The 23,533-nt window shown below is 59.4% G+C and carries 23 protein-coding genes; 15 read left to right on the forward strand and 8 right to left on the reverse strand.

Going from position 1 to position 23,533, the window contains the following annotated elements; all coding sequences use genetic code 11:
- Nucleotides 1–26: 26 nt before the first annotated feature.
- The 3 genes from ASC90_RS03865 to ASC90_RS03875 all read left to right on the forward strand — a co-directional run bounded on the left by ASC90_RS03865 (nucleotide 27) and on the right by ASC90_RS03875 (nucleotide 3,845).
- A complete protein-coding gene (locus tag ASC90_RS03865) occupies nucleotides 27–992 on the forward strand; it encodes a formylglycine-generating enzyme family protein (protein ID WP_056535598.1) in 966 nt (321 codons plus the stop codon).
- Between the two features lie 26 nt (nucleotides 993–1,018).
- Nucleotides 1,019–1,999 carry an HAD family hydrolase gene (locus ASC90_RS03870; RefSeq protein ID WP_244480293.1) on the forward strand — a complete coding sequence of 327 codons (981 nt, stop codon included), beginning with the start codon at nucleotides 1,019–1,021 and terminating at the stop codon, nucleotides 1,997–1,999.
- Between the two features lie 181 nt (nucleotides 2,000–2,180).
- The gene (locus tag ASC90_RS03875; protein WP_056535603.1) at nucleotides 2,181–3,845 is read left to right on the forward strand and encodes an arylsulfatase; all 1,665 of its coding nucleotides are present in this window, start codon (nucleotides 2,181–2,183) and stop codon (nucleotides 3,843–3,845) included.
- A 195-nt stretch (nucleotides 3,846–4,040) separates the two neighbouring features.
- On the opposite strand, the gene ASC90_RS03880 is transcribed toward ASC90_RS03875, so the two are convergent.
- Together ASC90_RS03880 and ASC90_RS27605 are read right to left on the reverse strand one after the other, a co-directional pair.
- On the reverse strand, nucleotides 4,041–5,504 hold the full coding sequence (locus tag ASC90_RS03880; RefSeq protein WP_056535606.1) for an FAD-dependent monooxygenase: 1,464 nt from the start codon (nucleotides 5,502–5,504) through the stop codon (nucleotides 4,041–4,043).
- A 101-nt stretch (nucleotides 5,505–5,605) separates the two neighbouring features.
- Nucleotides 5,606–6,148 (reverse strand): CAP domain-containing protein, encoded by a 543-nt coding sequence (locus ASC90_RS27605; protein WP_348270860.1) that lies wholly within the window; start codon nucleotides 6,146–6,148, stop codon nucleotides 5,606–5,608.
- 170 nt (nucleotides 6,149–6,318) lie between these two features.
- Here ASC90_RS27605 and ASC90_RS03885 point away from each other — a divergent pair, with 170 nt between their 5' ends.
- Both ASC90_RS03885 and greA read left to right on the forward strand, forming a co-directional pair.
- Entirely contained in the window at nucleotides 6,319–6,600 is a 282-nt protein-coding gene (locus ASC90_RS03885) for a hypothetical protein (RefSeq protein WP_056535608.1), read from the forward strand.
- Between the two features lie 83 nt (nucleotides 6,601–6,683).
- On the forward strand, nucleotides 6,684–7,166 hold the full coding sequence (gene greA, locus ASC90_RS03890; protein ID WP_056535610.1) for a transcription elongation factor GreA: 483 nt from the start codon (nucleotides 6,684–6,686) through the stop codon (nucleotides 7,164–7,166).
- Nucleotides 7,167–7,323: 157 nt separating this feature from the next.
- Here the strand turns inward: greA and ASC90_RS03895 are convergent, their stop codons facing one another.
- Nucleotides 7,324–7,830 (reverse strand): ferritin-like domain-containing protein, encoded by a 507-nt coding sequence (locus ASC90_RS03895; RefSeq protein ID WP_056535613.1) that lies wholly within the window; start codon nucleotides 7,828–7,830, stop codon nucleotides 7,324–7,326.
- Nucleotides 7,831–8,363: 533 nt separating this feature from the next.
- On the opposite strand from ASC90_RS03895, the gene ASC90_RS03900 reads away from it, so the two are divergent.
- Both ASC90_RS03900 and ASC90_RS03905 read left to right on the forward strand, forming a co-directional pair.
- On the forward strand, nucleotides 8,364–9,341 hold the full coding sequence (locus tag ASC90_RS03900; protein ID WP_056535616.1) for a PAS domain-containing protein: 978 nt from the start codon (nucleotides 8,364–8,366) through the stop codon (nucleotides 9,339–9,341).
- 6 nt (nucleotides 9,342–9,347) lie between these two features.
- On the forward strand, nucleotides 9,348–9,731 hold the full coding sequence (locus ASC90_RS03905; protein ID WP_056535619.1) for a response regulator: 384 nt from the start codon (nucleotides 9,348–9,350) through the stop codon (nucleotides 9,729–9,731).
- 250 nt (nucleotides 9,732–9,981) lie between these two features.
- Here the strand turns inward: ASC90_RS03905 and ASC90_RS30340 are convergent, their stop codons facing one another.
- A complete protein-coding gene (locus ASC90_RS30340) occupies nucleotides 9,982–10,158 on the reverse strand; it encodes a winged helix-turn-helix domain-containing protein (RefSeq protein ID WP_348270858.1) in 177 nt (58 codons plus the stop codon).
- 338 nt (nucleotides 10,159–10,496) lie between these two features.
- On the opposite strand from ASC90_RS30340, the gene mdcA reads away from it, so the two are divergent.
- From mdcA to ASC90_RS03945, 8 genes are read left to right on the forward strand one after another with little or no spacing between them, the layout of a single operon-like run.
- On the forward strand, nucleotides 10,497–12,140 hold the full coding sequence (gene mdcA, locus ASC90_RS03910; protein ID WP_056535621.1) for a malonate decarboxylase subunit alpha: 1,644 nt from the start codon (nucleotides 10,497–10,499) through the stop codon (nucleotides 12,138–12,140).
- A gap of 12 nt (nucleotides 12,141–12,152) precedes the next feature.
- Nucleotides 12,153–12,467, forward strand: a complete 315-nt coding sequence (gene mdcC, locus ASC90_RS03915) for a malonate decarboxylase acyl carrier protein (protein WP_056535623.1) — start codon at nucleotides 12,153–12,155, stop codon at nucleotides 12,465–12,467.
- Nucleotides 12,464–13,402 (forward strand): biotin-independent malonate decarboxylase subunit beta, encoded by a 939-nt coding sequence (locus tag ASC90_RS03920; RefSeq protein ID WP_056535627.1) that lies wholly within the window; start codon nucleotides 12,464–12,466, stop codon nucleotides 13,400–13,402. Before mdcC ends, ASC90_RS03920 begins: the two co-directional genes overlap by 4 nt.
- The gene (gene mdcE, locus ASC90_RS03925; RefSeq protein WP_056535630.1) at nucleotides 13,389–14,108 is read left to right on the forward strand and encodes a biotin-independent malonate decarboxylase subunit gamma; all 720 of its coding nucleotides are present in this window, start codon (nucleotides 13,389–13,391) and stop codon (nucleotides 14,106–14,108) included. Before ASC90_RS03920 ends, mdcE begins: the two co-directional genes overlap by 14 nt.
- The gene (mdcG, locus tag ASC90_RS03930) at nucleotides 14,086–14,766 is read left to right on the forward strand and encodes a malonate decarboxylase holo-[acyl-carrier-protein] synthase (protein ID WP_082519786.1); all 681 of its coding nucleotides are present in this window, start codon (nucleotides 14,086–14,088) and stop codon (nucleotides 14,764–14,766) included. Before mdcE ends, mdcG begins: the two co-directional genes overlap by 23 nt.
- Nucleotides 14,763–15,650: a triphosphoribosyl-dephospho-CoA synthase MdcB gene (gene mdcB / locus ASC90_RS03935; protein ID WP_082519787.1), complete on the forward strand. Its 888-nt coding sequence runs from the start codon at nucleotides 14,763–14,765 to the stop codon at nucleotides 15,648–15,650. Before mdcG ends, mdcB begins: the two co-directional genes overlap by 4 nt.
- Nucleotides 15,650–16,597: an AEC family transporter gene (locus ASC90_RS03940; protein WP_348270859.1), complete on the forward strand. Its 948-nt coding sequence runs from the start codon at nucleotides 15,650–15,652 to the stop codon at nucleotides 16,595–16,597. The genes mdcB and ASC90_RS03940 overlap by 1 nt, the downstream gene beginning before the upstream one ends.
- 9 nt (nucleotides 16,598–16,606) lie before the next feature.
- Complete coding sequence (locus tag ASC90_RS03945; protein WP_056535637.1) at nucleotides 16,607–17,545, forward strand: acyltransferase domain-containing protein; 939 nt, start codon at nucleotides 16,607–16,609, stop codon at nucleotides 17,543–17,545.
- A gap of 388 nt (nucleotides 17,546–17,933) precedes the next feature.
- Here ASC90_RS03945 and ASC90_RS03950 read toward each other — a convergent pair whose 3' ends face one another.
- From ASC90_RS03950 to ASC90_RS03965, 4 genes are all read right to left on the reverse strand, one after another.
- Nucleotides 17,934–19,241, reverse strand: a complete 1,308-nt coding sequence (locus ASC90_RS03950) for an NtaA/DmoA family FMN-dependent monooxygenase (RefSeq protein ID WP_056535641.1) — start codon at nucleotides 19,239–19,241, stop codon at nucleotides 17,934–17,936.
- Nucleotides 19,238–20,491: an acyl-CoA dehydrogenase family protein gene (locus ASC90_RS03955; RefSeq protein ID WP_056535643.1), complete on the reverse strand. Its 1,254-nt coding sequence runs from the start codon at nucleotides 20,489–20,491 to the stop codon at nucleotides 19,238–19,240. The genes ASC90_RS03950 and ASC90_RS03955 overlap by 4 nt, the downstream gene beginning before the upstream one ends.
- A gap of 82 nt (nucleotides 20,492–20,573) precedes the next feature.
- Nucleotides 20,574–21,662 carry a rhodanese-like domain-containing protein gene (locus tag ASC90_RS03960; RefSeq protein ID WP_056535646.1) on the reverse strand — a complete coding sequence of 363 codons (1,089 nt, stop codon included), beginning with the start codon at nucleotides 21,660–21,662 and terminating at the stop codon, nucleotides 20,574–20,576.
- A gap of 12 nt (nucleotides 21,663–21,674) precedes the next feature.
- Nucleotides 21,675–23,273, reverse strand: a complete 1,599-nt coding sequence (locus ASC90_RS03965; RefSeq protein WP_056535649.1) for an ABC transporter substrate-binding protein — start codon at nucleotides 23,271–23,273, stop codon at nucleotides 21,675–21,677.
- Between the last annotated feature and the right edge of the window lie 260 nt (nucleotides 23,274–23,533).

Below are 23,533 nucleotides of genomic sequence, written 5' to 3' on the forward strand. Positions count from 1 at the left end.
GACGAACTCGAAACCTGGAGGCGGCGATGTCATTTGCATTCAACGGCGAGCATTCTCCCGGTGAGATGCCAGATGGCATGATCTGGATCCCCGGTCGCACGTTCGTCATGGGATCGAACGATCATTACAAGGAGGAGGCTCCTGCCCATCCGGTAGCGGTCGACGGCTTCTGGATCGACGAAATACCTGTCACGAACCGTAAGTTCATGGAGTTCGTCGATGCGACAGGCCATGTGACAGTGGCCGAAAAGGTGCCGGATGCAAAAGACTATCCCGGCGCTAGACCCGAGATGCTGCGTGCGGGATCGTTGGTGTTCTTTCAGCCGAAAGGCGTCGATGGACCCGACATCCGGCAATGGTGGACCTTCAAGTTTGGCGCCACCTGGCGCAGGCCTCTGGGCGGCCTGAGTGACCTACGCGGCAAGCTTGATCACCCCGTTGTCCACGTGGCCTGGTCCGACGCGAAAGCCTACGCCGATTGGGCCGGGCTCGATCTGCCGAGCGAAGCCGAGTGGGAACTGGCCGCTCGCGGAGGCCTGGACGACAACGAATTCGCCTGGGGCAACGAGCTGGCACCCGATGGCAAGCTGATGGCCAATACCTGGCAAGGTACATTCCCGACCCTGTCGACAAAACCCAAGGGTCACGAGCGCACATCCGCCGTCCGGTCGTTTCCTCCCAACGCCTATGGTCTCTACGACATGATCGGCAACGTCTGGGAATGGACGAGCGACTACTGGACCACTCGTCACGCGGAGCCAGCGGCGAAATCCTGCTGCATTCCGCAGAACCCCCGCGGAGGCGCGATCGATGGCAGTTATGATCCGCGCCAGCCGGAAATCCGCATTGCTCGGCGCGTTCTCAAGGGAGGGTCGCATCTGTGTGCGCCCAACTATTGCCGCCGCTACCGCCCCGCGGCGCGCCACGCCGAACCGGAAGATACATCGACAAGCCATGTCGGATTCCGCTGCATCAAAAGGGTTTCGGCTTGAAGGAGACCGAGATGTACATATCCCGTATGCCGTTTAGCAAGATTTTCGCTTCCGTTTCCGTCGTCTTGTTGCTGGCGATCCCGGCCGTTGCGGCAGATGCGCTTCCGTCATGGAACGCTACGTCGGCCAAGACGCGTATCATGGACTTCGTGAGTGCAACCGTAACCGAGGGCGGCAGCGGCTACGTTGCTCCGGACGATCGCATTGCGGTATTCGACAATGACGGTACGCTTTGGACGGAGCAGCCATACTACATCCAACTCGGCTTCGCGCTCGATCGCGTGAGGGCGCTTGCACCCCAACATCCCGAATGGAAGACCAAGGAGCCGTTCAAAAGCGTCTTGGGCGGCGACCTGAAAGCGATCGCCGCTTCAGGAGAAAAGGGTGTGATCGAGCTTGTCATGGCGACCCATGCCGGAATGACAACGGATGAGTTCAACAAGATCGCGACAGACTGGTTTGCGACCGCCAAACACCCGAAGACCGGCAGACTTTATACCGAAATGACATATCTTCCGATGCGGGAACTGCTCGATTACCTGCGCGCCAACGGCTTCAAGACGTTTATTGTCTCGGGAGGCGGCGTCGAGTTCATGCGCCCCGTTACCCAGAAACTGTACGGTATCCCGCCCGAACAGGTCGTTGGCAGCACGATTGTCACCGAATACGCATTGGTTGACGACGTGCCGGTGTTGAGGCGATTGCCAAAAATCGATTTCATCGACGACGGACCCGGCAAGCCGGTGGGCATCAACATGTTCATCGGACGCCGACCGATATTCGTCGCGGGAAATTCCGATGGCGACTACGAGATGCTGCAATGGGGAACCGCCAAACCGCCCGGCTTCGGCCTGATCGTCCACCATACAGACGCGGTTCGTGAATACGCCTATGACCGCAAGTCGGCTTTCGGAAAGCTGGACAAGGCACTGGATGAAGCCGAGGCCCGCAACTGGCTGGTCGTGGACATGAAGAACGATTGGGGCAAGATATTCGCCTGGAACTGACACTCGTGCGCCCCGAGAAAGATGAGCGGCGCCCAGCGGCAGAACCGGAGACTGTAGATCACACCCCGGCTTACACGTTTGAGCCGTGAATTTACGGCGACGTTTACCGTAACGTACTTCCGAAGCTGCCAGCTTACAAGCAAGCTTCCGGTGTATAGTTCCCCGTTGAGGAGTACACCCGATGAAAGATTGTGAAACCAGGCGACCGACCGATGCGCCAGCATCTGTCAGCCGCCGCGATCTGCTGCTTGCAGGCAGCTCACTCGCGATCACGGCGCTTGCCGTTGCATCGACTACTGAACACGCAAGCGCGCAAACCCAGCAGCCTGCCCAATCTCCAGCGGGCGGATCCGGAAAACAGCCGAACATTCTTGTCATATTTGGCGATGACATCGGCATCCCGCAGATCAGCGCCTACACGATGGGGCTGATGGGTTACCGCACGCCCAATATCGACCGCATTGCAAAAGAAGGCGCGATCTTTACCGATTCCTACGGTCAGCAGAGTTGCACCGCGGGCCGCGCCTCCTTCATTCTCGGACAGGAACCGTTTCGGACCGGCCTGTTGACGATCGGCATGCCCGGCGACCCGCACGGCATTCAGGACTGGATGCCGACCATCGCCGACGCGATGAAGACACAGGGCTATGCAACGGGACAGTTCGGCAAGAACCATCTCGGCGATCAGGACCAGCACCTGCCGACCAAGCACGGCTTCGACGAATTCTTCGGCAATCTTTACCACCTCAACGCCGAGGAAGAGCCGGAAGGCTATTTCTATCCGAAGGATCCCGCCTTCCGCAGACAGTTCGGCCCACGCGGCGTGATCAAGTCGAGTGCGGATGGCAAGATCGAAGATACCGGAGCGCTCACCACGAAACGCATGGAAACGGTCGACGAAGAGTTTCTTGGAGCCGCAAAGGACTTCATCGATCGCCAAGCGAAGGCAGACAAGCCCTTCTTCGTCTGGTTCAACGCAACCCGGATGCACGTCTTTACCCATCTGAAGCCGGACTCGCTTGGCAAGACCGGTAAAGGCATCCATGCCGACGGTATGGTCGAGCATGACGGCCACGTTGGCCAGCTTCTCGATCAGTTGGACCAGCTCGGCATCGCGGACAACACCATCGTTCTCTACACCACCGACAATGGCGCGGAGATAGCCCTATGGCCGGATGGCGCCATGACGCCGTTCCATGGAGAAAAGGGCACGACATGGGAGGGCGGCTTCCGCATTCCCATGATGGTTCGCTGGCCAGGTGTCGTCAAACCGGGAACCGAAATCAACGATATCGTCACCCTGATGGACTGGATGCCGACATTCGCAAATGTCGCTGGGATTCCTGACGTCAAGGAGCAGATGAAGGCAGGCTTCAAGGCCGGAACCAAGGACTTCAAGGTACACCTGGATGGCTATGATCTGGTTCCCTTGCTGAAGGGCGAAGTCACGACCGGCCCGCGTGACGCGGTCTACTACTTCGACCAGGGTGGCAATCTTAACGCAATCCGCTGGAACGACTGGAAGCTGAGCTTTGCGATCAACAGCGAAGGCAACATCGCGACCGCGACACGAGAGATCCCGAGTTGGGCGAATATCGCGAATCTGAGGATGGATCCCTACGAGCGTGGGCTTCACGAGGGCGGAGGCGCGATAGATTTTCTCGCTCGGAACATGTGGCTACTCGTGCCTGTACAGGGGAAGATCAAGGAGTTCTTCTCCGACTTCACGGAGTTCCCCTACCAGGAAGGCAGCACGCTTAACGCCAGCAACATCAACTACGGCCTCCTGCGACAACAGGCGGCAATGAAGCGACTGAATGAATTGGAACGCTTGGCACCACAGTAGGTCGTCCGGGAGTTGGGAGGTCGTGCACGGTCTCCCAACGAACGCCGCAAGATGCGTGGCTGTATGCACGCAACACCGAGAGCACACACGGCGATCAATGGTGCGCATCGACAAAGGGATCTGCGGCGAGCCCGGTTCAGATCGACAAGCAATCCGCCGGTTCTCAGCTCTGCGTGCACTATGGCCTGGGTGGGTTCAGGTGGTCGTGAGCCGATCGAGATATGTGTCCACCTGATCCCATTCACCGTCGTGCGCCGTCATCGCGACATAGCCGTCTGGACGCACCAGGCAGATACCCTCCCCACCGGAAGGCCCGCGGATGGTCTCCTCGACGAGGTTGCTGTAGCGTTTCAGCGTTGGCCCGGCCTGATTGCGGTCGTTGGCAAAGACAACAAACCGAGGACTGCTCCCGCCGCCATACTGCGCATCGATCGGCATGCGTTGGCCGGGTTTCGCAAAGGTTGCGCCTTTGGCGGCACCGCCGTTGAGGGGGCTCTGTGCATATCCGACCGTCAACTCCGAAAGACGCTCGGCCGCAGCGTGTTCGACGAACGACAGTCCGACCAATTGATGCACGAGAAAATCTCGAACGGCCTGACCAGCTACATTCTGCATGGTGCCGATCCGTAGCATCCGGCCTGAATCTTTAAGGACCTGCGCGGCGTTGTCGCTGCGCTCGACATCGTAGCTGTCGAGAAGGCGATCGGCTTTAGCATCGCCGTTGACCACCATCGCCAGTTTCCACGCGAGATTGAATGCATCCTGCATGCCAGTATTCATGCCCTGACCGCCTGCGGGGCTATGAATATGGGCCGCGTCCCCCGCGAGGAACGTTCGTCCCTTGCGGAATTCCTTCACTTTGCGCTCGTTGACGCCAAACGAGGCGATCCATATGCAGTCGGTCAGCTTGATCCCACCAGATCCACGCTGATCGACGATGACCTGAACGTCTTCCAACGTCGGCTCCTGCTTCTCACCGATGCCGACATCGGCTATGACCCGGTATCGATCCCGGGCGATCGGGAAGAAGCCGACCATGCCGCTCCTGTGCCAGAAGATCGGAAACTCGGCGTCAGGCACTTCCAGACCCGAAACATGGACGTCCGCCAAGACGAAATTGCCCGGAACCGTTTCACCTTCGAACGGCATGCCAAGCTGGTGGCGGATCGGCGAATGCGCACCGTCGCAGCCGATAAGCCAATCGGACTCGACAACTTCGATCTCACCATCCGGGCGGCGCACTTTGCATCGCACCCCCCGGTCGCTCTGTTCCAGATCGATGAATTCGACATTTCGTTCGACCGCGACGCCAAGAGACGCAAGCCGCTCCTCGAGAACGCGCTCGGTTTCGGACTGCGGCGCCATCAAAACGAATGGAAATGGAGAATCGAGTTCGTCCAGCGCAACGCGGGCGATTGTTTTCGTGCCTGACATGATGACGACGGCCCGGGTTTTAAGCCCGGCCTGGATGAGGTCCCGGGCGCAACCGCTCCCGTCCAGCAATTCGAGCGTTCTGCTCCAGACAGCCAGAGCCTTCGACTTGTCTGTGCGCGCTGTAGCCTTGTCGATGATACGAATGGGTACTTGGTAGCGCGCTAGTTCGACCGCCATCGTCAGGCCAACGGGACCAGCGCCCGAAATCAAAACTGAGGTCGGCATGTCACTGCTCCTTGGTTAGCGGAGATATATGCCGCCGTATTGACACAGATTTTGCTGCAATTCGTTTCCACAGCCACTTGAGCGAGCCTACGCGCAGAATACTATTGGCATGCAAAGAACGTCGAGTAGCTGCCGACAACAGAGACCCCTGCATATCGCAGGTTAGGTCGAAGCAAGTTTGTGTTGTGGCCCGGCGAATTCCTCCATCCGTAAAACAGCTGCTGCGGATTTCGATAGCCGACACCGACGTTTTCTGAACACACGATGCTGAGGCCGGCAGCTCTGGCTTGGGCGGATCTCTGGCGGAAACCATCATGGCCAAGGGTTCGTCGGGTTGCCTGGGACCGACTGTGTTGCCGTGCCAGAGCTTTCAACGTTGCATTCTCCTTTAGAGGAGTTAATCCACGGCTCACCCGATAGTTATTGATAAGGGTAAGCGTCTGATGGCCAAAGTCGCCTGACGCGGCAGGCGGCTTTGCAGCCCCAAGACATCCGGAAATCAGCAACCCTAGTGCAACTGCCTTTAGCATCCTCATTGTCGGACCTCTCGCTGCGGCTCCGATGCTGCCTCGCATCATAGATGGAGCCCCATTCCTCTCTTTAGTCGCCGGGCGGTTGAAGCACCCTGCGTACCATTGCCTCATGCGCTGGTTGAAATGCACTGCGTGGCGAATCCCTGTCTCGACGAGGTATCCTCGCCAGACCGAAAATCAACCGGCAAACGGTCGACAAAGCAGTTGGCGCCCACATGTCTTATTTAATAGACTGCTAATTTACCAATCTATAGCCTTCCTTTTTCGAATTGGAGGTGAGCATGGTCCTGCGTTTGGATGGTAGTGGATGGTCGCTGAGTAGCGTCGAAGCCGGGCATTGCACGGCAGCAACAGTAGCCAGCGTGAAATGCGCACTTCAAGCCGCGTCTACGTTTGACGGGACGCAAATTACGGTATCGATGCTTGGCGATTATGTAGTGCTTGAAGGCTTCGTGCGGTGTCGCGGCGATGACGAACTGGCCGTGGAGACGGTGGCCTCCATCGTCGGGCACGCCTATGTCCGCAATCGACTGCTATGCCGAGGCCCGCGCGACACGCACTAGAGCCGAAGCATCGCCGATTGCCGTTGAGTGCACGATCCAGAAAACGTATTGCTCACAGAACCGCGTCTGAACGGAGTTTGAAATTGGCCGTTGCCTTCACCAAGGAAGAGAGTTTCGAAACAGCCTCGGAAACCCTGCTGCCTGACCGCCCGATTTCGTTGCATCCCAATCTCGTTACCCAAGCGGGCTTGGGGATGCTGGAAGCGCAGCTTCAGCAGGCGCGCGAAACCTACGACGCCGCACGCTCAATCGAAGACGTGAACGAACGGCGACGGCAGGCAGCAACGCCTTTGCGCGACCTGCGCTATTTTTCCGAACGGGTTCGCACTGCGCAAGTGATTCCGGAGCCGACATCGACTGAACTTGTCGCCTTCGGGAACACCGTGACCTTCAGCCGTGACGATGGACGGGTGCAGACCTATCGTATCGTGGGCGAGGACGAAGCGAATCCGAAGGCCGGATCGATTTCCTTCGTATCCCCCGTGGCAAGCATCCTTGTCGGCAAGGCAGTGGGCGATGTTGTCAGTGTTGGCGGTCAAGAACTCGAAGTCATTTCCATCTCGTGAATCACCCGATCTTGGGAGCGTTATCGAAACGGTCCGATCGCCGATCGCGGAAATCCTGGATGAGTGTACCGACCGCTAAAAACTCGACCGGTGAAGGAACAGGAAGGCCGCCAGCGATAGCGGCGGCCTTCTGCATAGTCGTCCGGGCTCCGGGCGCTTAGGCGGCCTTCTTACCCTTGGCATTCGCAGATGCCTGCGCGAGCTGGGTCAGCTTCTTGTCGGTAGCTTCTTCTTCGGCGAGGTTTGCCTTAAGCAGCGGGACCGCATCCTTGAGGCCAAGCTGGTTAGCCCACGCGACAAGAGTGCCGTAACGGGCAATCTCGTAGTGTTCGACGGCCTGGGCCGAGGAAATGAGTCCGGCGTCCAGCGCCGCCGATCCCTTGAACTCTTCCATGATTTCCTCGCCTTCGGCGATGATGCCCTGGATCGCTTCGCAGGTCTTGCCGCGCGCCGGCTTCCCGAGGAGCTCGAACACCTGCTCGAGGCGCTCGACCTGCCCCTGCGTTTCGTCACGGTGCTGCAGAAATCCCGCCTTGCCCTCTTCCGACTGAGCGGCGCGGGCCATTTTCGGCAACGCTTTGAGAATCTGCTTTTCTGCAAAATAGATGTCCTTGAGTGTATCAAGGAAGAGATCGTCAAGTGTCTTTGTCGTGGTATTAGCCATGGTTGGTCCTCCTGTGGGATGGGTTTGTGTGGGTAGTAAACGCCGCACGGTTTTGGTTGTTCCTGTACGAAATGGCCGGCCAGCTTTGGCGAAATCCGGTCTTCCTCCGGCCAAGAAAGAGCGGACCAGCGATACCGCTCGGCCCTTCAATAGAAAGGAAATGCAAGGGCATCGAGGGCCGATCCGCTGCTTAGGTAACCACGCCGGACCGTTGTTGTTCCCTCGGAACTTGGCTTTCGCACTGGCTTCGTGACGAGGGCGAAAATTGGCGGTCACAGGACGATGTGGGCATCGCGCGACACTCCCGCGATGAGCTCAAAATCAGCACCAGAGCCTCGTCGGGTACCAATTTGGGGGTGATAGCCGCGCCGGCATTCGGCTCATGCCGTCAGTCTCGGCATCGCGAGCAGGCAACACATCCTCGGCAGTGACGAACCCCTTGCCCATCACCACTGCTACCCTAGATGCCTTTGTCGGATACTTGAACCGCACACATCGGTGTGCAACTTTTCTGCCGGAGGAACAGCGCAGAGATGATACTTGAAGACCTTTACCGCTTGCTGAAAAGCGGACACGTGCAGGCTCAGGGCGTCGTCGATACGATGACCCAACCGATTGTCGTTCTGGATCAAAATCTCTGCGTCACGACTGCAAACAACGCATTCGTCCAGACTTTCGAGGTCGAGCGGGACGACATCCTGGGGCAGAGCTTCTTCAGTCTCGGCAGTGGTCAATGGGAAATACCAGAACTCCGGAATCTGATAGCGGCGGTGATCCCAAAAGCCGCCGCCATCATCGGCTTCGAAGTAACGCATGACTTTCCCGCGATCGGACAACGGACGTTTCTGATCGACGCCCGCCGTCTCATTCACCCCGACAACAACAGTGCGAACATCCTTATCCTTTTCGAGGACATTACAAGTCGGCAGCGCCAAGATGCGGAGAAGGATTTCGTTATTGCGGAGACACTGCACCGCATACGGAACCTGTTTGCTGTCGTACGAGCGATCGCTATGCAGACTGACACAGACAATCGCACTGCCACCGAATATCGCGACATCTTCCTCCGCCGGCTCGAGGTCACGCATCGGGCTCAGGAAATCGCGTCAGCCGGTGAGACAATCGATTTCGAGCAATTGCTACGGCAATCCCTCAGCGAGTCCGGCGCTGAACGCCTCCAATTCAATGGCCCAGCGGTGACCCTTGCCAGTTCCAAGGTCCTCGCTGCCAGCATGATTTTTCACGAGCTGGGCACCAACGCAGTGAAATATGGTGCCCTGTCGGTTCCCGACGGGCAAATCCACGTCAAATGGGCACTTGAGGCCGGTCCGCGAGGCCGGACATATCTGAATTGCGAGTGGCAGGAAAAGAACGGCTTACCCGTGACGCCGCCCACGCGCCGCGGCTATGGCACCGAATTGATCGAGGGCACGTCCGCTCATCTCGGCGGCAAGGTGGAACTTAAGTACGACCCCGGAGGTTTGGCGGCCACGATCAGAATTCCAGTGTGAGGATAAATGGACGATCCTGCGAAAAACGGTGCTGAAGGCAGGCGATGCGTCCTGGTGGTGGAAGACGAACTACTGATAGCGATGGAACTCAAGGCGGCCCTGATCGATGGGGGATTCCGTGTCTTGGGGCCGGCGGCGTCGGTCGACTACGCTCTTGATCTTGTCAGCGAGGAACGTCCCTATGCTGCGGTCCTCGATTTCAGTCTCGGCGGCGAGAAAGTCACGGCCGTCGCTCTTCAGTTGAAGGCGTTGGCTATTCCATTCGTCCTCGCAAGCGCGGCTCATGCGAATGAGCTTGCGGTTCACACTGCGCTCGCCGGTATCGCCAACATCGGGAAGCCGACAGACCTGAAACGGCTTGTCGATGCGTTGAAGGCGTTCCACCTCTGACCACTTCAGCGAGCGTGGCGGCCAGTACGCGTGATGATGATCATGCAAAGGCACCCGCTCCGATGGCGGCGTCGAAAGAAGGTGTCTACAAATCTCGGGGCCATTCAGTGTCTTCCAATTTCCAAAGGGTGGCCTTCTGGTGACCAGCCCGTGCGTTTGGTCAGCCGTGTATTCGTGGACGTCTCACCGATGAAGACCAACCGCGCCATAGCCTTGTTGAAGAACCCCTTTTCGACGACCGATCCACGGGTCACGTACCTTTGCGATCTCCGGTCTGCGATGCTCGCCTGCCCTGAGGCTTTTTATTGCTCAGCCCAAGGCGATGCAGAAACCGGCCGACAGTCGCACGATGGACTTCGACACCCTGATGAGCGATCTGGGAGGAGGTGACGGTCGCCAGGGGGTCTTGTGCCACCCTACATCTCACCTGCAAGCTCGGTATATAAGGCGGTTGGGTGCTTTGGTCGTACTCGTCCTACACTTAGGTGTGATTCTCGAATGCGTCGCCCGCAATTAGGTTTTCTTGAGAATTTCGCGAAAGCCTCCACATACCAGAACCAGAACGAACCAGCTTCATGCGGACGCCATGCATTCAAGGCAATAGGATGCAGAGCGACGCCTCGGCCGCCAAGAAGTAGTACTCCGACAATGCGATGGCACCGCTTGCCACGAACGCGGTGGTCGAATTCTCCTTGAGCAACCCGAAAGCGGTCAAGCACAACCATTCAGTTGTCGACCGACCGACAAGCAGGAGCCCTGATAACCATGAACTGGCAACGACACCGCGAGGAGTATCTGGCCCGTATCAAGGCGGGAAGTGCCGTGGCTAACGGAAAGATCGTCGAAGCCCGCGACGCCACGCGGTTGCTGGAGGCCGTAGTGCGCCCCGGCGATCGCGTATGTCTCGAAGGCGACAACCAGAAGCAGGCCGACCTGTTAAGCAACGCCCTGCTTGCCGTGGATCGCACCAAGGTCAACAGCCTGCACATGGTGCAGTCCGGTGTAGTCCTCCCCAGTCATCTTGATCTGTTCGATCACGGCATCGCCAAGCGGCTCGACTATGCCTACTCGGGTCCGCAATCGGCCCGGATTGCGACGATGCTCTTTGGCGGCAAAATCGAGCTCGGCGCGGTCCATACCTATCTCGAGCTATTCGCCCGGTATTTTATCGATCTCACGCCCAATGTCGCCTTGATCGCCGCGGTCAGCGCTGATCGTGACGGAAACCTGTATACGGGACCGAACACGGAAGACACGCCCACTGTCGTCGAAGCGACCGCATTCAAGGACGGCGTTGTAATCGCCCAGGTCAACCAGATCGTCGACCGGGTTCCCCGCGTCGATATTCCTGGCGATCGGGTTCACTTCGTGGTCGAAGCCGACAGGCCGTTTTTTGTGGAACCCCTGTTTACACGCGATCCAGGCGCTATCACGGAAACGCAAATCCTTACAGCCATGATGGCCATCAAGGGAATCTACGCTCCCTACCATGTTCAACGTCTCAACCACGGTATCGGGTTCAGCACCGCAGCCATAGAACTGCTTCTTCCCACGTTCGCAGAGAAGCTCGGACTCAAGGGAAAGATCGCGTCGCACTTTGCTTTGAACCCTCATCCCGCGCTGATCCCCGCGATTGAATCCGGCTGGGTTCAACAGATCCATTCGTTCGGTTCGGAAGTCGGCATGGAGGACTATATTAGGGCAAGACCTGACGTCTACTTCACCGGACCGGACGGTTCCCTGCGTTCTAACAGGGCTTTCTGCCAGGTGGCGGGCCTCTATGCCTGCGATATGTTTATCGGCTCAACACTTCAGATCGACCTCGCCGGCAACTCATCCACGGTGACGACCCAACGCATCGCAGGCTTCGGCGGTGCACCGAACATGGGTTCGGACCCGCGAGGTCGGCGTCATCCAAGCGAGCCTTGGCTCCAAGCAGGCAAGGAAGCTGATCCCGACGGGCCTGCTCCATTGCGACGTGGTCGCAAACTCGTCGTTCAGATTGGTGAGACGTTTGGCGAGAAAAACGCTCCGCTTTTTGTCGAGAAACTGGACGCGTTGGCTCTCGCGGAAAAACTCAAGCTGGATCTGGCTCCTGTCATGATCTACGGCGATGACGTGACGCATATCGTGACCGAAGAAGGCATTGCAAACCTCCTTCTATGCCGGAACGCCGGTGAGCGTGAACAGGCCATCCGCGGGGTGGCGGGCTATACCGACGTTGGCCGAGAGCGGGACAGAAAGGCGGTCCAGCACCTGCGGGAACGGGGCGTGATCCGACGCCCGGAAGACCTCGGCATCGACCCTCTCGACGCAGACCGAAACCTCTTGGCAGCCCGCTCTATCAAGGACCTCGTCCGATGGTCGGGAGGTCTTTACTCCCCGCCCTCGAAATTCCGCAACTGGTGAAGGAGCAACATGATGGAAGACCTTACCTTTCACCACAAGACGCGCAAGCAGGCTTCAGGCGACAGAAAACTTGCCATCGTCGGAGTGGTGGCCTCCGGGAACCTCGAAGTCCTCGCGGAGCGTATCCTTCCCGATAACCAGTGCCAAATCGATATCAAGACGGCTGCAGAGGGCTTCAAGGAAGTCTGGGCAGCGGTCGTCCATGACTTCGTCGAGCGATACGCACCTGGCGGTCTCAAGTTGTCCATCAATGATGGCGGCGCACGGCCGGATACGGTGATGCTGCGACTGGCGCAAGCGGTCAGAGTGATGGAGGAGCAGCAATGAGCAATATAAAAAGCCCATCGCCTTTTGCCCACGGCGAAGACTCTGCAAGCTGGTACGAAGCCTCCGCGCGAAAGCGTATCGATTTCTTGCTGGATGCCGGAAGCTTCCGGGAATTCCTCGGGCCCGAAAACCGGGAAGTTAGCCCTCACCTTCGCGTTTTCGATCTTCCGGAGCAATTCGACGACGGCATTGTGGTCGGGCGCGGCATGGTTGAAGGCTCCCCTGTGTTCGTGGCGGCGCAGGAAGGCCGTTTCATGGGCGGAGCATTCGGCGAAGTGCATGGAGCCAAATTGACGGGCCTCCTGCGCGCTGCGCGCGATGTGAAGTCGATACCCGTACTGATCCTGTTCGACACTGGAGGTGTTCGCCTTCAGGAGGCAAATGCCGGCGAGCTTGCAATTGCCGAAATCATGCGGGCTGTCGTCGAAGCCAGGACCGCCGGCGTCAGGATCATCGGACTTATCGGCGGCCGCGCGGGTTGTTACGGCGGAGGCGGCCTCACAGCCGGTTGCTGCTCCGCTCTGATCGTTTCCGAGCAAGGCCGCATCGCAGTTTCCGGCCCCGAAGTCATTGAGACGAACCGAGGTGTCGAGGAATTCGATTCCCGCGACCGAGCGTTGGTGTGGCGAACGATGGGCGGCAAGCACAGACGCCTGATCGGCGCGGCCGACGACTTCGTCGATGACACGGCTAAAGCGTTTCGAGACGCCGCGGTCGCCCTCCTGCAGACCGTTGCAGAGCTTACGCTTGAAACCCTGCTGAACGAGCAGGTTCGGCTTGAGAAGCGGCTGGAGAGCTTCGGGACTTCTGGCGATGCGCTCGACATCTGGCAGGCGATCGGCGCGCCCGACGCGGCGTCGGTGCCGGGAATGCCTGCCGACGAGTTCAAATCCCTGGCCGACAAACTACGGAGTACCGATCATGACGCTCGCTGAGATCCTAGCCTCGCTTTTCCCCGGCGGCCACGAGGTGGCGAACGACAATGGAGTCGTTACCGGGTACGGCACGCTTCGAGCCGGTGGCCAAGCCTTGATCGTCGGCGTTTCTGACCGAAAAGCACTGGGCGTAGACGAGGCAATTCATCTTTCGAGCTTCGTGCTTGGGGCCCTTAGAAACCGGAGCGGCCCGATCCTGGTTATCGTCGACAGCGACAGCCAGCGGATGAGCAAGCGCGACGAATTGCTGGGCCTGAATGAATTTCTCGCGCACCTCGCCAAATGCCTGATTTACGCCGATATGCACGATCGTCCGACCATCGGAATTCTCTACGGCCATTCTGCCGCCGGGGCGTTCCTCGCCACCGCATTGGCGACACGTGTGCTGGTCGGGCTGCCGGGCGCGTCTCCGGCAGTGATGGACCTTCCCTCGATGTCAAAGGTGACGAAGCTTTCGGTCGAAATTCTCGAAGAAAAGGCAAAATCGACGCCCGTTTTCGCGCCCGGCCTCGAGAACCTTGCGCAGACCGGAGCTGTTCACCGCACATGGAACGAGACCGACTCTCTCGCGGCCCAGCTTGAGGCACTGCTCGGTGAACTACCGGACGCTCTTGATGTCCGGGATGTACTCGGTAAGGAACGCAAGGGGCGTATGAAGGCTGCCGAGATCGCGGAGCGGGTCCATGCGCTCGCACTCGCACCGTAACGTGGTGCCGCCAAGGCGGCACGATCTGATTTCGATCAACCCACCCTCCTGGGGCGAGATATTTGCCGATCATCCGCGCCTGCAGTCCGAACCTTTTGTCCTTGAATGGAGCAGGCGTGGATGGCCGCTCATCAGCCGGCGGCCCGAACCGGGCGAGCGCATCGGAATTTCGGTGGGGCTTCCGCTACCCCCAAACGCAGGGAAGAAACGCCTCTCGTTGGTTGTTCAAGAGCATCAGATCCAATCGGTTGATCGCCCACCCACGTTGAATTCGGTTGACCACAGAGCCCCCAGCGGGTGGCTTCCAACACTTCGGACGCTTGATTCCCTTGCATCGCGGCACGGCATCGAAGCCAGGGTTTTCGGCAGCCTTGGATGGAGCGTGATTACCGGTCTGAACTACCTGACAGCCACCTCGGATCTCGATTTCCTGTTTTATTTTCATCGGGATACGAACCTGGTCTCCCTTGTGGAAGATCTGGCGCGTATTGAGTCCGCAGCTCCGATGCGCTTGGATGGAGAGTTGATCCGCAGCGACGGTGCCGGGGTTAACTGGCGGGAGTTTGACGGCGCGACAGGGGATGTGTTGGTGAAATCCATATCGGGAGCGACCATGAGCGCCCCAGCGGTCTTCAGGGATGGAGGCGCATTGCAATGAATGGGCATTTGTTGACGCCCCCCGCGCAGCAAGAACGGTCACGCGTCCAGAGCCGGCGGCCAGCAAACGTCCATCAGATCGCTTCGACAGCGACTGCCTGTCTTTTGCTGGAGCTGGAGACGTGGCCGAAGCCCGGCCTGGTAAGCCACATCGACTGCGGCAGCCACTACGACATGAATTCCGAGACCTTTCGTGATAGCGCCGCCGCAATCAAACCCTTCTTCGCGGCTTTGGCAGACGCTGGGGCACAAGACTGCGAAATGGGTCGCCTGCGAGTGATCGGTATCGAGGCGGAAGCCGCAATGCGCGCCGCCACCGGCGGCATCAATACCCATAGGGGTGCGATATTCGGGATGGGACTTCTGTGCGCAGCAGCGGGTGCCAGCGCAAGTGGCGTCGTCGCGGAGGACATTTCGCTTGGCACAATCGTCTCTAAACGCTGGGGACATGACATAATCGACGGCCCCGTGCTGTTGCGCAGTCATGGCGACAGGGCGAGACGCCGATTTGGTGCGGGCGGTGCTCGCATGGAAGCGGCGCAGGGCTTTCCAACTGTATATCAGATTGGCTTGCCCGCTCTGAGGGATGCCGTCGAGGCGAGTCCGCACGATCTGGATGCCGCCCGCGTTCAGACTTGTTTCGCACTCATCGCTGTTCTGGAGGACACCAATCTACTCCATCGGGGTGGTCCTCAGGGCCTTCTGTACGCGAAGCAGCTCGCGCAGGACTTTCTGGACGATGGTGGAATCCGTTCTCCCCAATGGAAACGTCGAGCAGCCTCGATCCATCAACAGTTTACCGACCGTTGGCTCAGCCCGGGCGGGGCGGCGGACCTCTTGGCCATGACGCTGTTTGTCGATGCCCATGAAAGGCGCAGCATCTGATGGCCCATACGATCCTGCTGGCGCTACTTCCGATTTTCTTTGTCATGGCGCTGGGTTACGTTGCCGGCCGTCGTAATATCGTGGACAATCATCACGTTGACGGGCTCAATGTCCTCGTCATGACATTTGCGTTGCCCGCTTCGCTGTTTGCGGCGACGGCTTCGGCCTCGCGTACTGAGATGTTCTCTCAAGCACCCCTTTTCCTCATCAGTACCGGCGTGATGCTTGTCGTGTTTATCGCGTGGTATCTACTGCAAGTACGCTACATGCAGGTCGGCAAAGCAGACGCCTCGTTACAAGCCCTCACGATCGCGTTCCCGAATCTGGCGGGTGTGGGGCTCCCTATTCTAGCTGACGTCCTCGGCCCAGCCGGGACGATTCCACTCGCAATCGTGCTCGCAAGTGGCTCGATCATCATTAGCCCGCTGTCACTGCTTCTCGTAGAAATGTATGCTGGAAAACCAGGCGCGAATGGCGGCCATCAGCCCAAGATCGCGAGCAGTCTCTGGCATGCCCTGACCAAGCCCGTCGTGATCGCGCCCATACTTGGGATACTCTTTTCGCTCAGCGGTTTCGAAACAAGTGATGTCGCCGATGCCAGTCTCCTTTTGATCGGTCATGCTGCACCCGGCGTAGCGCTATTCCTGACGGGGGTCGTCCTTTCTTCACAGGCTTTCCAACTCAACAGGAAAGTCATCAGCGCAACCATCATGTCGAACCTGGTGCGTCCCCTCCTCACGACTTGCGTGGTGCTTCTATTGCCCATCCCGTGGGACGCCGCAAAGGTCGCCATCCTGCTGGCGGCGGTGCCTTCCGGTTTTTTCGGTATCCTGTTCGCCGTTAACTACCGCCTGGACTCCGGCGCGACGGGATCGATGGTGATCGCAAGTACGATCTCGAGCATCGTGACACTGGCAATTGCCATCGCCGTACTGTTTCCAAGTTGAAAGCTAGCAATGACTGTCGCCATCTTGTGTTCCGGACAAGGACATCAGCATTCTACCATGTTTTCTCTCACGGAAAGCTCATCGGAAGCAGGTGAGCTGTTTGCGTACTGCGCAAGTTTGCTTGGCGGAGCCGACCCCCGCGAACTCGTCAAGCGAGGATCGATCGAGACGCTTCACAGCAACCGATTGGGCCAGATACTTTGCACGCTGCAGGCGCTCGTGACGTTCGAAACCCTCAAGTCATGCTTGCCCTCACAGAAAATTATCGCCGGATATAGCGTCGGAGAAGTAGCGGCCTGGGGCGTATCAGGCCTGTTCTCGACAAGGAAAACCATGGAGCTCGTTGCGCGCCGTGCCGAGATCATGGACGCCGAGACCTCTCCGGGCGACGGCCTTTTGTTTATACGCGGCCTTTCACGGGGTGTGATTGACGCGCTATGCGCGCGATACAGGGCCGCGATTTCAATTATCAATCCCGGTGACGCGTTTATCGTCGGGGGAAGGCGGCCTGCTCTTGAGGCGATTGCCGAAGCGGCCCGTGCCGCAAGGGCTCAGAGGGTGGCATTCGTTCCGGTCATGGTCGCGTCACATACGAACCTGCTGAACAAGGCTGCGGAAGACTTCCACGGTGTTCTGCTGAAGACTGCGTCATGCTCTCCCCAAGACCCGGGAGTTCGGCTGATAAGCGGGATCGATGGGTCGACCGTCGTCGATGTCGAGACTGGTCTTGCCAAACTTGCAAGGCAGGTATCGCAAACCGTGCAGTGGTCCGAGTGCCTGCGAAGCTGTGTAGAAGCCGGGGCGACGTCGTTTCTCGAATTCGGCCCTGGGAAGGCGCTAAGCGAAATGGCGATTTCGGCTTACCCCGACCTCCCGAGCCGCAGTGTCGACGAATTCAGTTCTATTGCGGGCGTCAAGAACTGGATCGCCTCCCATCAGTCGCGTTAAAGCCAAACGATGTTCCCCTGTCCTTCGCGGCAGTTACGCGGAACGATTGGCCCGGTCTGTTACGTCTACGAAAGCCCAGAAGCGTGTCCTTAAGGGTGAGTTGTGTCCCCTGTCGCCTAAAGCAGTTCACTGGGGTGAGAGAGGTGGCTGGGTCCGTCTGAACAACTCGGGGCATTTTGCTAAGTGGATTTCCCCCTCGAATATGCGGCCACCATCATCGGTGCGAGCGCGTTGAAGTAGGCCTTGTCCGACATTAGCCGACTAAGGTATGAATGTGGGCGTCGACTATTGATCAAAGATCGGGGCCTGATCACACGGAGGCTTGAAATTGGGGGCGCCGATGCATGGGCTACGACACACGTTCAGCAAAGGCGAGCCCTAGCCAACTTCAAGTCGGATAGGAAAACCCATACCGGTCGCGTATCGTTCGCCCCTCATACTGGCGGGGATATACGTTTCGATCCTGAAGGATGGGGATGACCTTGTCTGCGAACTCGATGATGTCATCTGGCGCCCGAGGGGGTTGCAGTGTGTAGCCATCCACAGTGCCGTCCTCCCACAGGTCGATCATCTCCTCGGCGACCTCCTTGGCCGTGCCAAGCAAAAGTCGGTGATGACCTTCGGAGCGGCGCACCACTTGACGCGCTGTCAACTTCTCGTGCTGGAGCAGGTCGGAAAGTCCAAGCCCCATGCCTACGGCCTGCTGCCGGTTTGGATCAGGTATGAAGCGCTGATGGTCCAGAACAGCATCTGGATCGAAACGGTCACGCTCCAATCCATGCTCGCGCACGAAACGTTCCAGCAAGCCATCTTCCGATCCCGTGCCACTGTAGAGTTCATGCTTGCGCAGCGCTTCCTCGCGGTTTTCCCCGAGCATAACGACGAGGCCAGGGACGATACGAATACCAGATGGATCCCTGCCGAGCGAAACGGCCCGGTTGCGGACCTTGTCGCCGAAGGCCCGGCCCGCCGGCTTGGAAAGAATATTGCAATAGATGATCTCGCCGTGCCGCGCCGCGAGATCGATGCCGCCATCTGACGCACCTGCCTGAGCGATGACGGGATGGCCCTGTGGGCCGCGCGGAACATTGAGCGGACCGCGCACCTGGAAGAAGGCATCGTCGTGGTCGATCGCCACGGCGCTCGCGCTATCCCAGAAGCGATCTGACCCGACGTCGTCCTCCCGCCGGGGATCCCAGCTCGACCACAGCTTCTTTGCCACGTCGAGAAATTCGCTCGCACGGGCGTAGCGCTCGTTGCGCGGCGGAAGCGCCGCGCTGCCGAAGTTGGCGGCGACGTTGGGGTTGAAGGACGACACGATGTTGACGATCAGCCGGCCTCCCGAAACGATATCGAGCGACTGGACGCGCCGGGCGAAGTTATAGGGTGAATTGTAGGTGGACGAGATGGTGACGACAAAACCGAGATCCGGCACCTGTGCGGCAAGCGTTGTGCACAGGATCAGCGGGTCGATCGTGTGAAAGGGACGGCCCAGCGGCTCCGTCATCAGCGCCGGATGGTCGGAAAAGAACACCGCGTCGAACAGCCCCTTATGGGCGATTTCTGCCAGCCGCCGGTAATAGGCAGGATCGTTGATATCGTGCCTGTCACCGCTGCGGTATTTCCAAGCGTTTGCGAGATAGCCGGTGGAGTTCAATCCGACATTGAGGTTCATGCGACGTCTTTGAATGCTCATGCGTCTGTCCGTTCAGCCTGCTTTTGCTTTGCAACACCAACGCCCGCCTGCGGCCCCGGAATCGTGCCGTTGACGGCGAAATCGCCGACAATGCGGTCGTGATAGATGCGTGGATTGTGGGAGGCGATCGTGCGGGCGTTGCGCCAATGACGGTCAAGGCCGTGGCCGCGCTTGGCGGCGGATGCTCCCAGTGCGTCGAACAGCACCGTGCTGGCATCGAGGATCAGCGACGTGACGACGGTGACGGACTGGCTGACCTCGAGCTCGGCATTGCGGCCGGCCAACGCTATCTGTTCCTGATCGCCGCTCTGATTGGCCTCGTAGGCGCGCTGCAGCGCCTTCGCTGCCTGAAGCACGATTGCGCCGGCGCTATAGGCGGCGCCTCTGACCTTCCCGACCACCTGCTGAACCTGCGCGTCCTGAGCCGATCGGGACGCGTTGCCACGGCCATAGACCCTCTTTCTCGCCGCCACATGCCGCGCCAGATCGTTGGCGGCTGCACGGCCGATGCCCGCGAGCGAGGCCAGATGGACCAGCTGGAAGAACCCGCCGGAGTAGCTGAAACGCACCGAACTTGGCTTGATCAGCTCGTCGGCGATCTCGACGTCATGGAAGCGGGCTGTGCCGCTGGCCGTCAGGGATTGGCCGAATCCGTCCCAATCGTCGACGATCTCTACCCCGGGCGCCGACGTCGGCACCAGCGCGCCGATCGGCTGCCCATCCCCGTCGATCGCGCCAAGCGTGATCCAGTCTGCATAAAGCGAGCCGGTGGTGTAGAATTTTTCACCATCGAGGCGCCAGTTGGCACCGTGGCGGACAAGGCGTGTCGAATAGCTGCCGATTGGGGTGTCGCCCAGTTCGGAGAACCCGCTGCCAATCGTCTCGCCATTCCCGAGCCTTGTCAGCCAGGCATCGCGCCAGGCGCTGTCGGGTGCATTCAACAGATCCTCGGTGAAGCCGAAGTGGCTGCGATAGGCGTTGGTGAGGTTTGGATCGGCTGCGGCAAGCTCGATGATCAGGCCGAAAAGCTCCGGCAAGGTTATGCCGAGGCCTCCGTGGGTGGCCGGCAGCCGGAGACGCGAAAAGCCCGAGGTCTTCAACCACTCATAGGCATCGAAAGGCAATTCGTGGGCAAGGTCGCGGTCGACAGCACGTTCGCCGATACGGGCAAAAACGGGCCTGAAGGTCTCCGCAAGACGCTCGAAGCGGTCGCTTGGCGGTGCGCCCCAAGCCCCATTGATATCAGTCATGGTGTTGTTTCCTGTTTACAGCAACAATACCGCCGGCTGACGACGGCGGTATTGGGAAGTGGGTTCTCGCTCCGGCCAAAACCTATGCGGCGGCCCGTTGCTCGGCCTCGAAATCGTGAAGCAGAACCGCGATTTCAAAACCACGGAGGGCGAGCCAGTGGGCGACGATGCGGGCACGCGAGCCAAGCAGATCGTCGACCAGGACGACGCGGGCGCCGCGAACGGCAATCGTCCGGTAAGACACACCGAGCAGCTGTCCGCCCTCCGAGGAGATCGACCCTGGAAGATGTGCGCGCTCGAATTCCTCCGGTGTGCGGACATCCAGCAGATAGGTCGTGCGCGACGGGTCGGCATTCCATCTCTCGGCGGTCTGCCGATCGATGAACGTCAGGCCATCCTTTGCCGAAAGGCGCTCGCCGCGCTCCTTCGCGAAACGACGCGAGTGTTCGGTCGGCTCACCGTAGGCGGCTGTACGTCCCGTTTCCAATTCGAAGCCCGCATCCGTCCAGCCGCGTGTCCCATCGTCCAGATAGGATACGGCATTGGCGACACCGGCATCGATCAGTGTTTGCGCACCGAGAATGGCGCGCGGCAGACCGGCGCAGGAAATGACAACCTTCGTTTCCGCTGTGGGAACAATATCCGCGAAGCGAAGCAGGAGTTCGGCGCCGGGCACGCCGACGGCACCCGGCACATGAGCCTTGTCAAATTCGCTGAGCGTACGCGTATCGAGGACGATCACGTCCTCGCCCCTGTCGCGCAGGGCCTTGAGTTCGACAGCGGTAATCACCGGAGTCTGTCGTTCCTCGCGCACCTTCGTTACGAAGGGAACGCCCGGAATATCGAAGGTCGGAAGTGCTTCCACGCCGCCGTCCACCCAGGCGGGAATGCCGCGTTCCAGGAAATGGAGGTCGATCCAGCCCGCCTGCGCCAGTCGGGCTGCCAACGCCTCGGCAGCACCGTCCCCACCGTCGACCAGAACGGTGCGGACCACACGCCGCGGCACGAAGCGGTCCAGTTCCGCTTCCACGCGTTCCGCCGGCAGGTTTGTGGCAAAGAGCGGCGAAGCGTAACCAACCTCGTCGGCCGGCCGGATATCAAGCACTGCCAGTTCGAGCCTGTCACCCAGCCAGTCAATCAACGTGGCCTTGTCTATCGAATGTTTCGTCATGGTGCTGCCTCCTCAAGCGCTCGGATCGATCCACAGGTCACCGAAGCTCCAGTTCAGCCCCTGCGATCCCGTGACGTAGTTTTTCACCCGCTTGTTGGCGACGATCTGGGCACCGGCGGCAACGAGGTCGACTGACGCCACCTCGTCATGGATGAGATGTTGGAACTTGCTCCAGACCTCCCAGCGCTTCTTCACATCCGACTCGGTGGCTGCCGCCTCGAGCAGCGCGTCCGCCTGGGCGTTCGAGTAGTGGCTGGCGTTCGAGAACGGCAGGCCGATCTTGAAGTTCTTGCTCCAATAGGCGCGCTGGATGCCGAGCGACGGATCGAACGTGTTGGAGAGCGACTCCACCACCAGATCGAAGGCGCGATCGGTGTAAACCGTCTTCAGGAAGGTCGGCAGGTCGTATTTCTTGATCTCGATCCCGACGCCGATCTTTTCCAGCTGGCTTTTCAGGACGTCGGCATAGCCTTGCGGAAGGTAGGAGTTGTAGGTCAGCCGGAGGTCGAAGCGTTTGCCGTCGGCCTTGCGCGGATAACCCGCTTCATCAAGCAGCTTTTCGGCGGCGGCTGTATCGTAGGGGTGGGCCACGACGCTCTTGTCGTACCATTGCGTCAGAGCGGTGCTGACCGGGCTCGGCGACACCTGCGCGTATCCATAGAGCGCGACATCGACGATGTCCTGCAGGTTGATCGCCTGAGCGATAGCAAGCCTGACCTCGCGCTTGGCAAACAGCGGGTTGTCGTAGTTGAAGAACAATTGCTGCTGCGGGCCGGAGTAGGCATAGGTGGTGGTGTCGACGGTGAGATTGGGCACCTGCTTCAGCCGGTCGAGATCGGCGAGAGGAACCGGGTTGTCGCCGATGTCGGCCTCGCCTGTCTCCAGCGCCGCCGACCGGGCGGCCGGGTCGGTGACGACACGCAGGATAATCCGGTCGAGATAGGGCTTGCCGGCATCCCAGTAATTCGGGTTTTTCTCGAAGATCAGATGGCTGCCGGCCACCCACTCCGTCAGCTTGAACGGACCGGTGCCGATTGCGGTCTGCAGCGTCTGGCCGTCACCCGGCGCCAGCTTCTCGAAGATGTGCTTCGGCACGATCGGCGATTCCGAGCTCGACTGCGCCGAAAGCAGGAACGGAGCCGGCTTCGACAGCACGATAACGGCGGTCAGCGGATCCGGCGTCTCGACCGCCACCACGTTCTGGTAGGTGATGCGACCGCGCGGATGCGCTTCCTTCAGCCGGAAGATCGAGAAGGCGACGTCATCGGACGTGAAGTCCGTGCCGTCATGCCACTTCACACCCTTGCGGAGCTTGAACGTGTAGCGAAGATTGTCATCGGAAACCGACCATTCCGTTGCCAGCAGCGGCTGCGGCTTCACGTCGAGGTCGAAGGTCAAAAGACCCTCGACGATCTTCGGGCCGATGGCCTGGCCGGTGCCCGACGATGTGTTGATTGCAAAGAGTGCGTTGCCGGGGTCCACCCGGTAGAGCCAGTTCAAGGTGCCACCCGTTGCCGGCGCCGCACCTTGCCCAAAGGAGATCGACGGAAGCAAGGTGCTGGCGCTCGCAAGCAACAGCAGCTGGTTGAAACTTCGACGGTTGATGGACATGCGAAGAGCTCCTCTCGGGTTGGACTGTGGTCCGCTGAGTGAAGCTTCCGTGGTGTGCCCGGAAAGCCGAAGTCAAAGTTTCTTCTCGTCCGGGAAAGAATAATTGCGTCTGAAAGATTGTTCGCAGTCGGCGCAACGCAAAGGAACAGCCACCCACTTTCCGTGCTTTGACAGGATGATGTTTCCCTCGAATAGCGCCCCGACGAAACGCCAAAATCGCACGCAGCAGCGAAAGAATTTCTTTCCGCGAAATCAAGCAG

This window comes from Rhizobium sp. Root1220 (genome assembly GCF_001426265.1).
GTDB lineage: Bacteria > Pseudomonadota > Alphaproteobacteria > Rhizobiales > Rhizobiaceae > Rhizobium.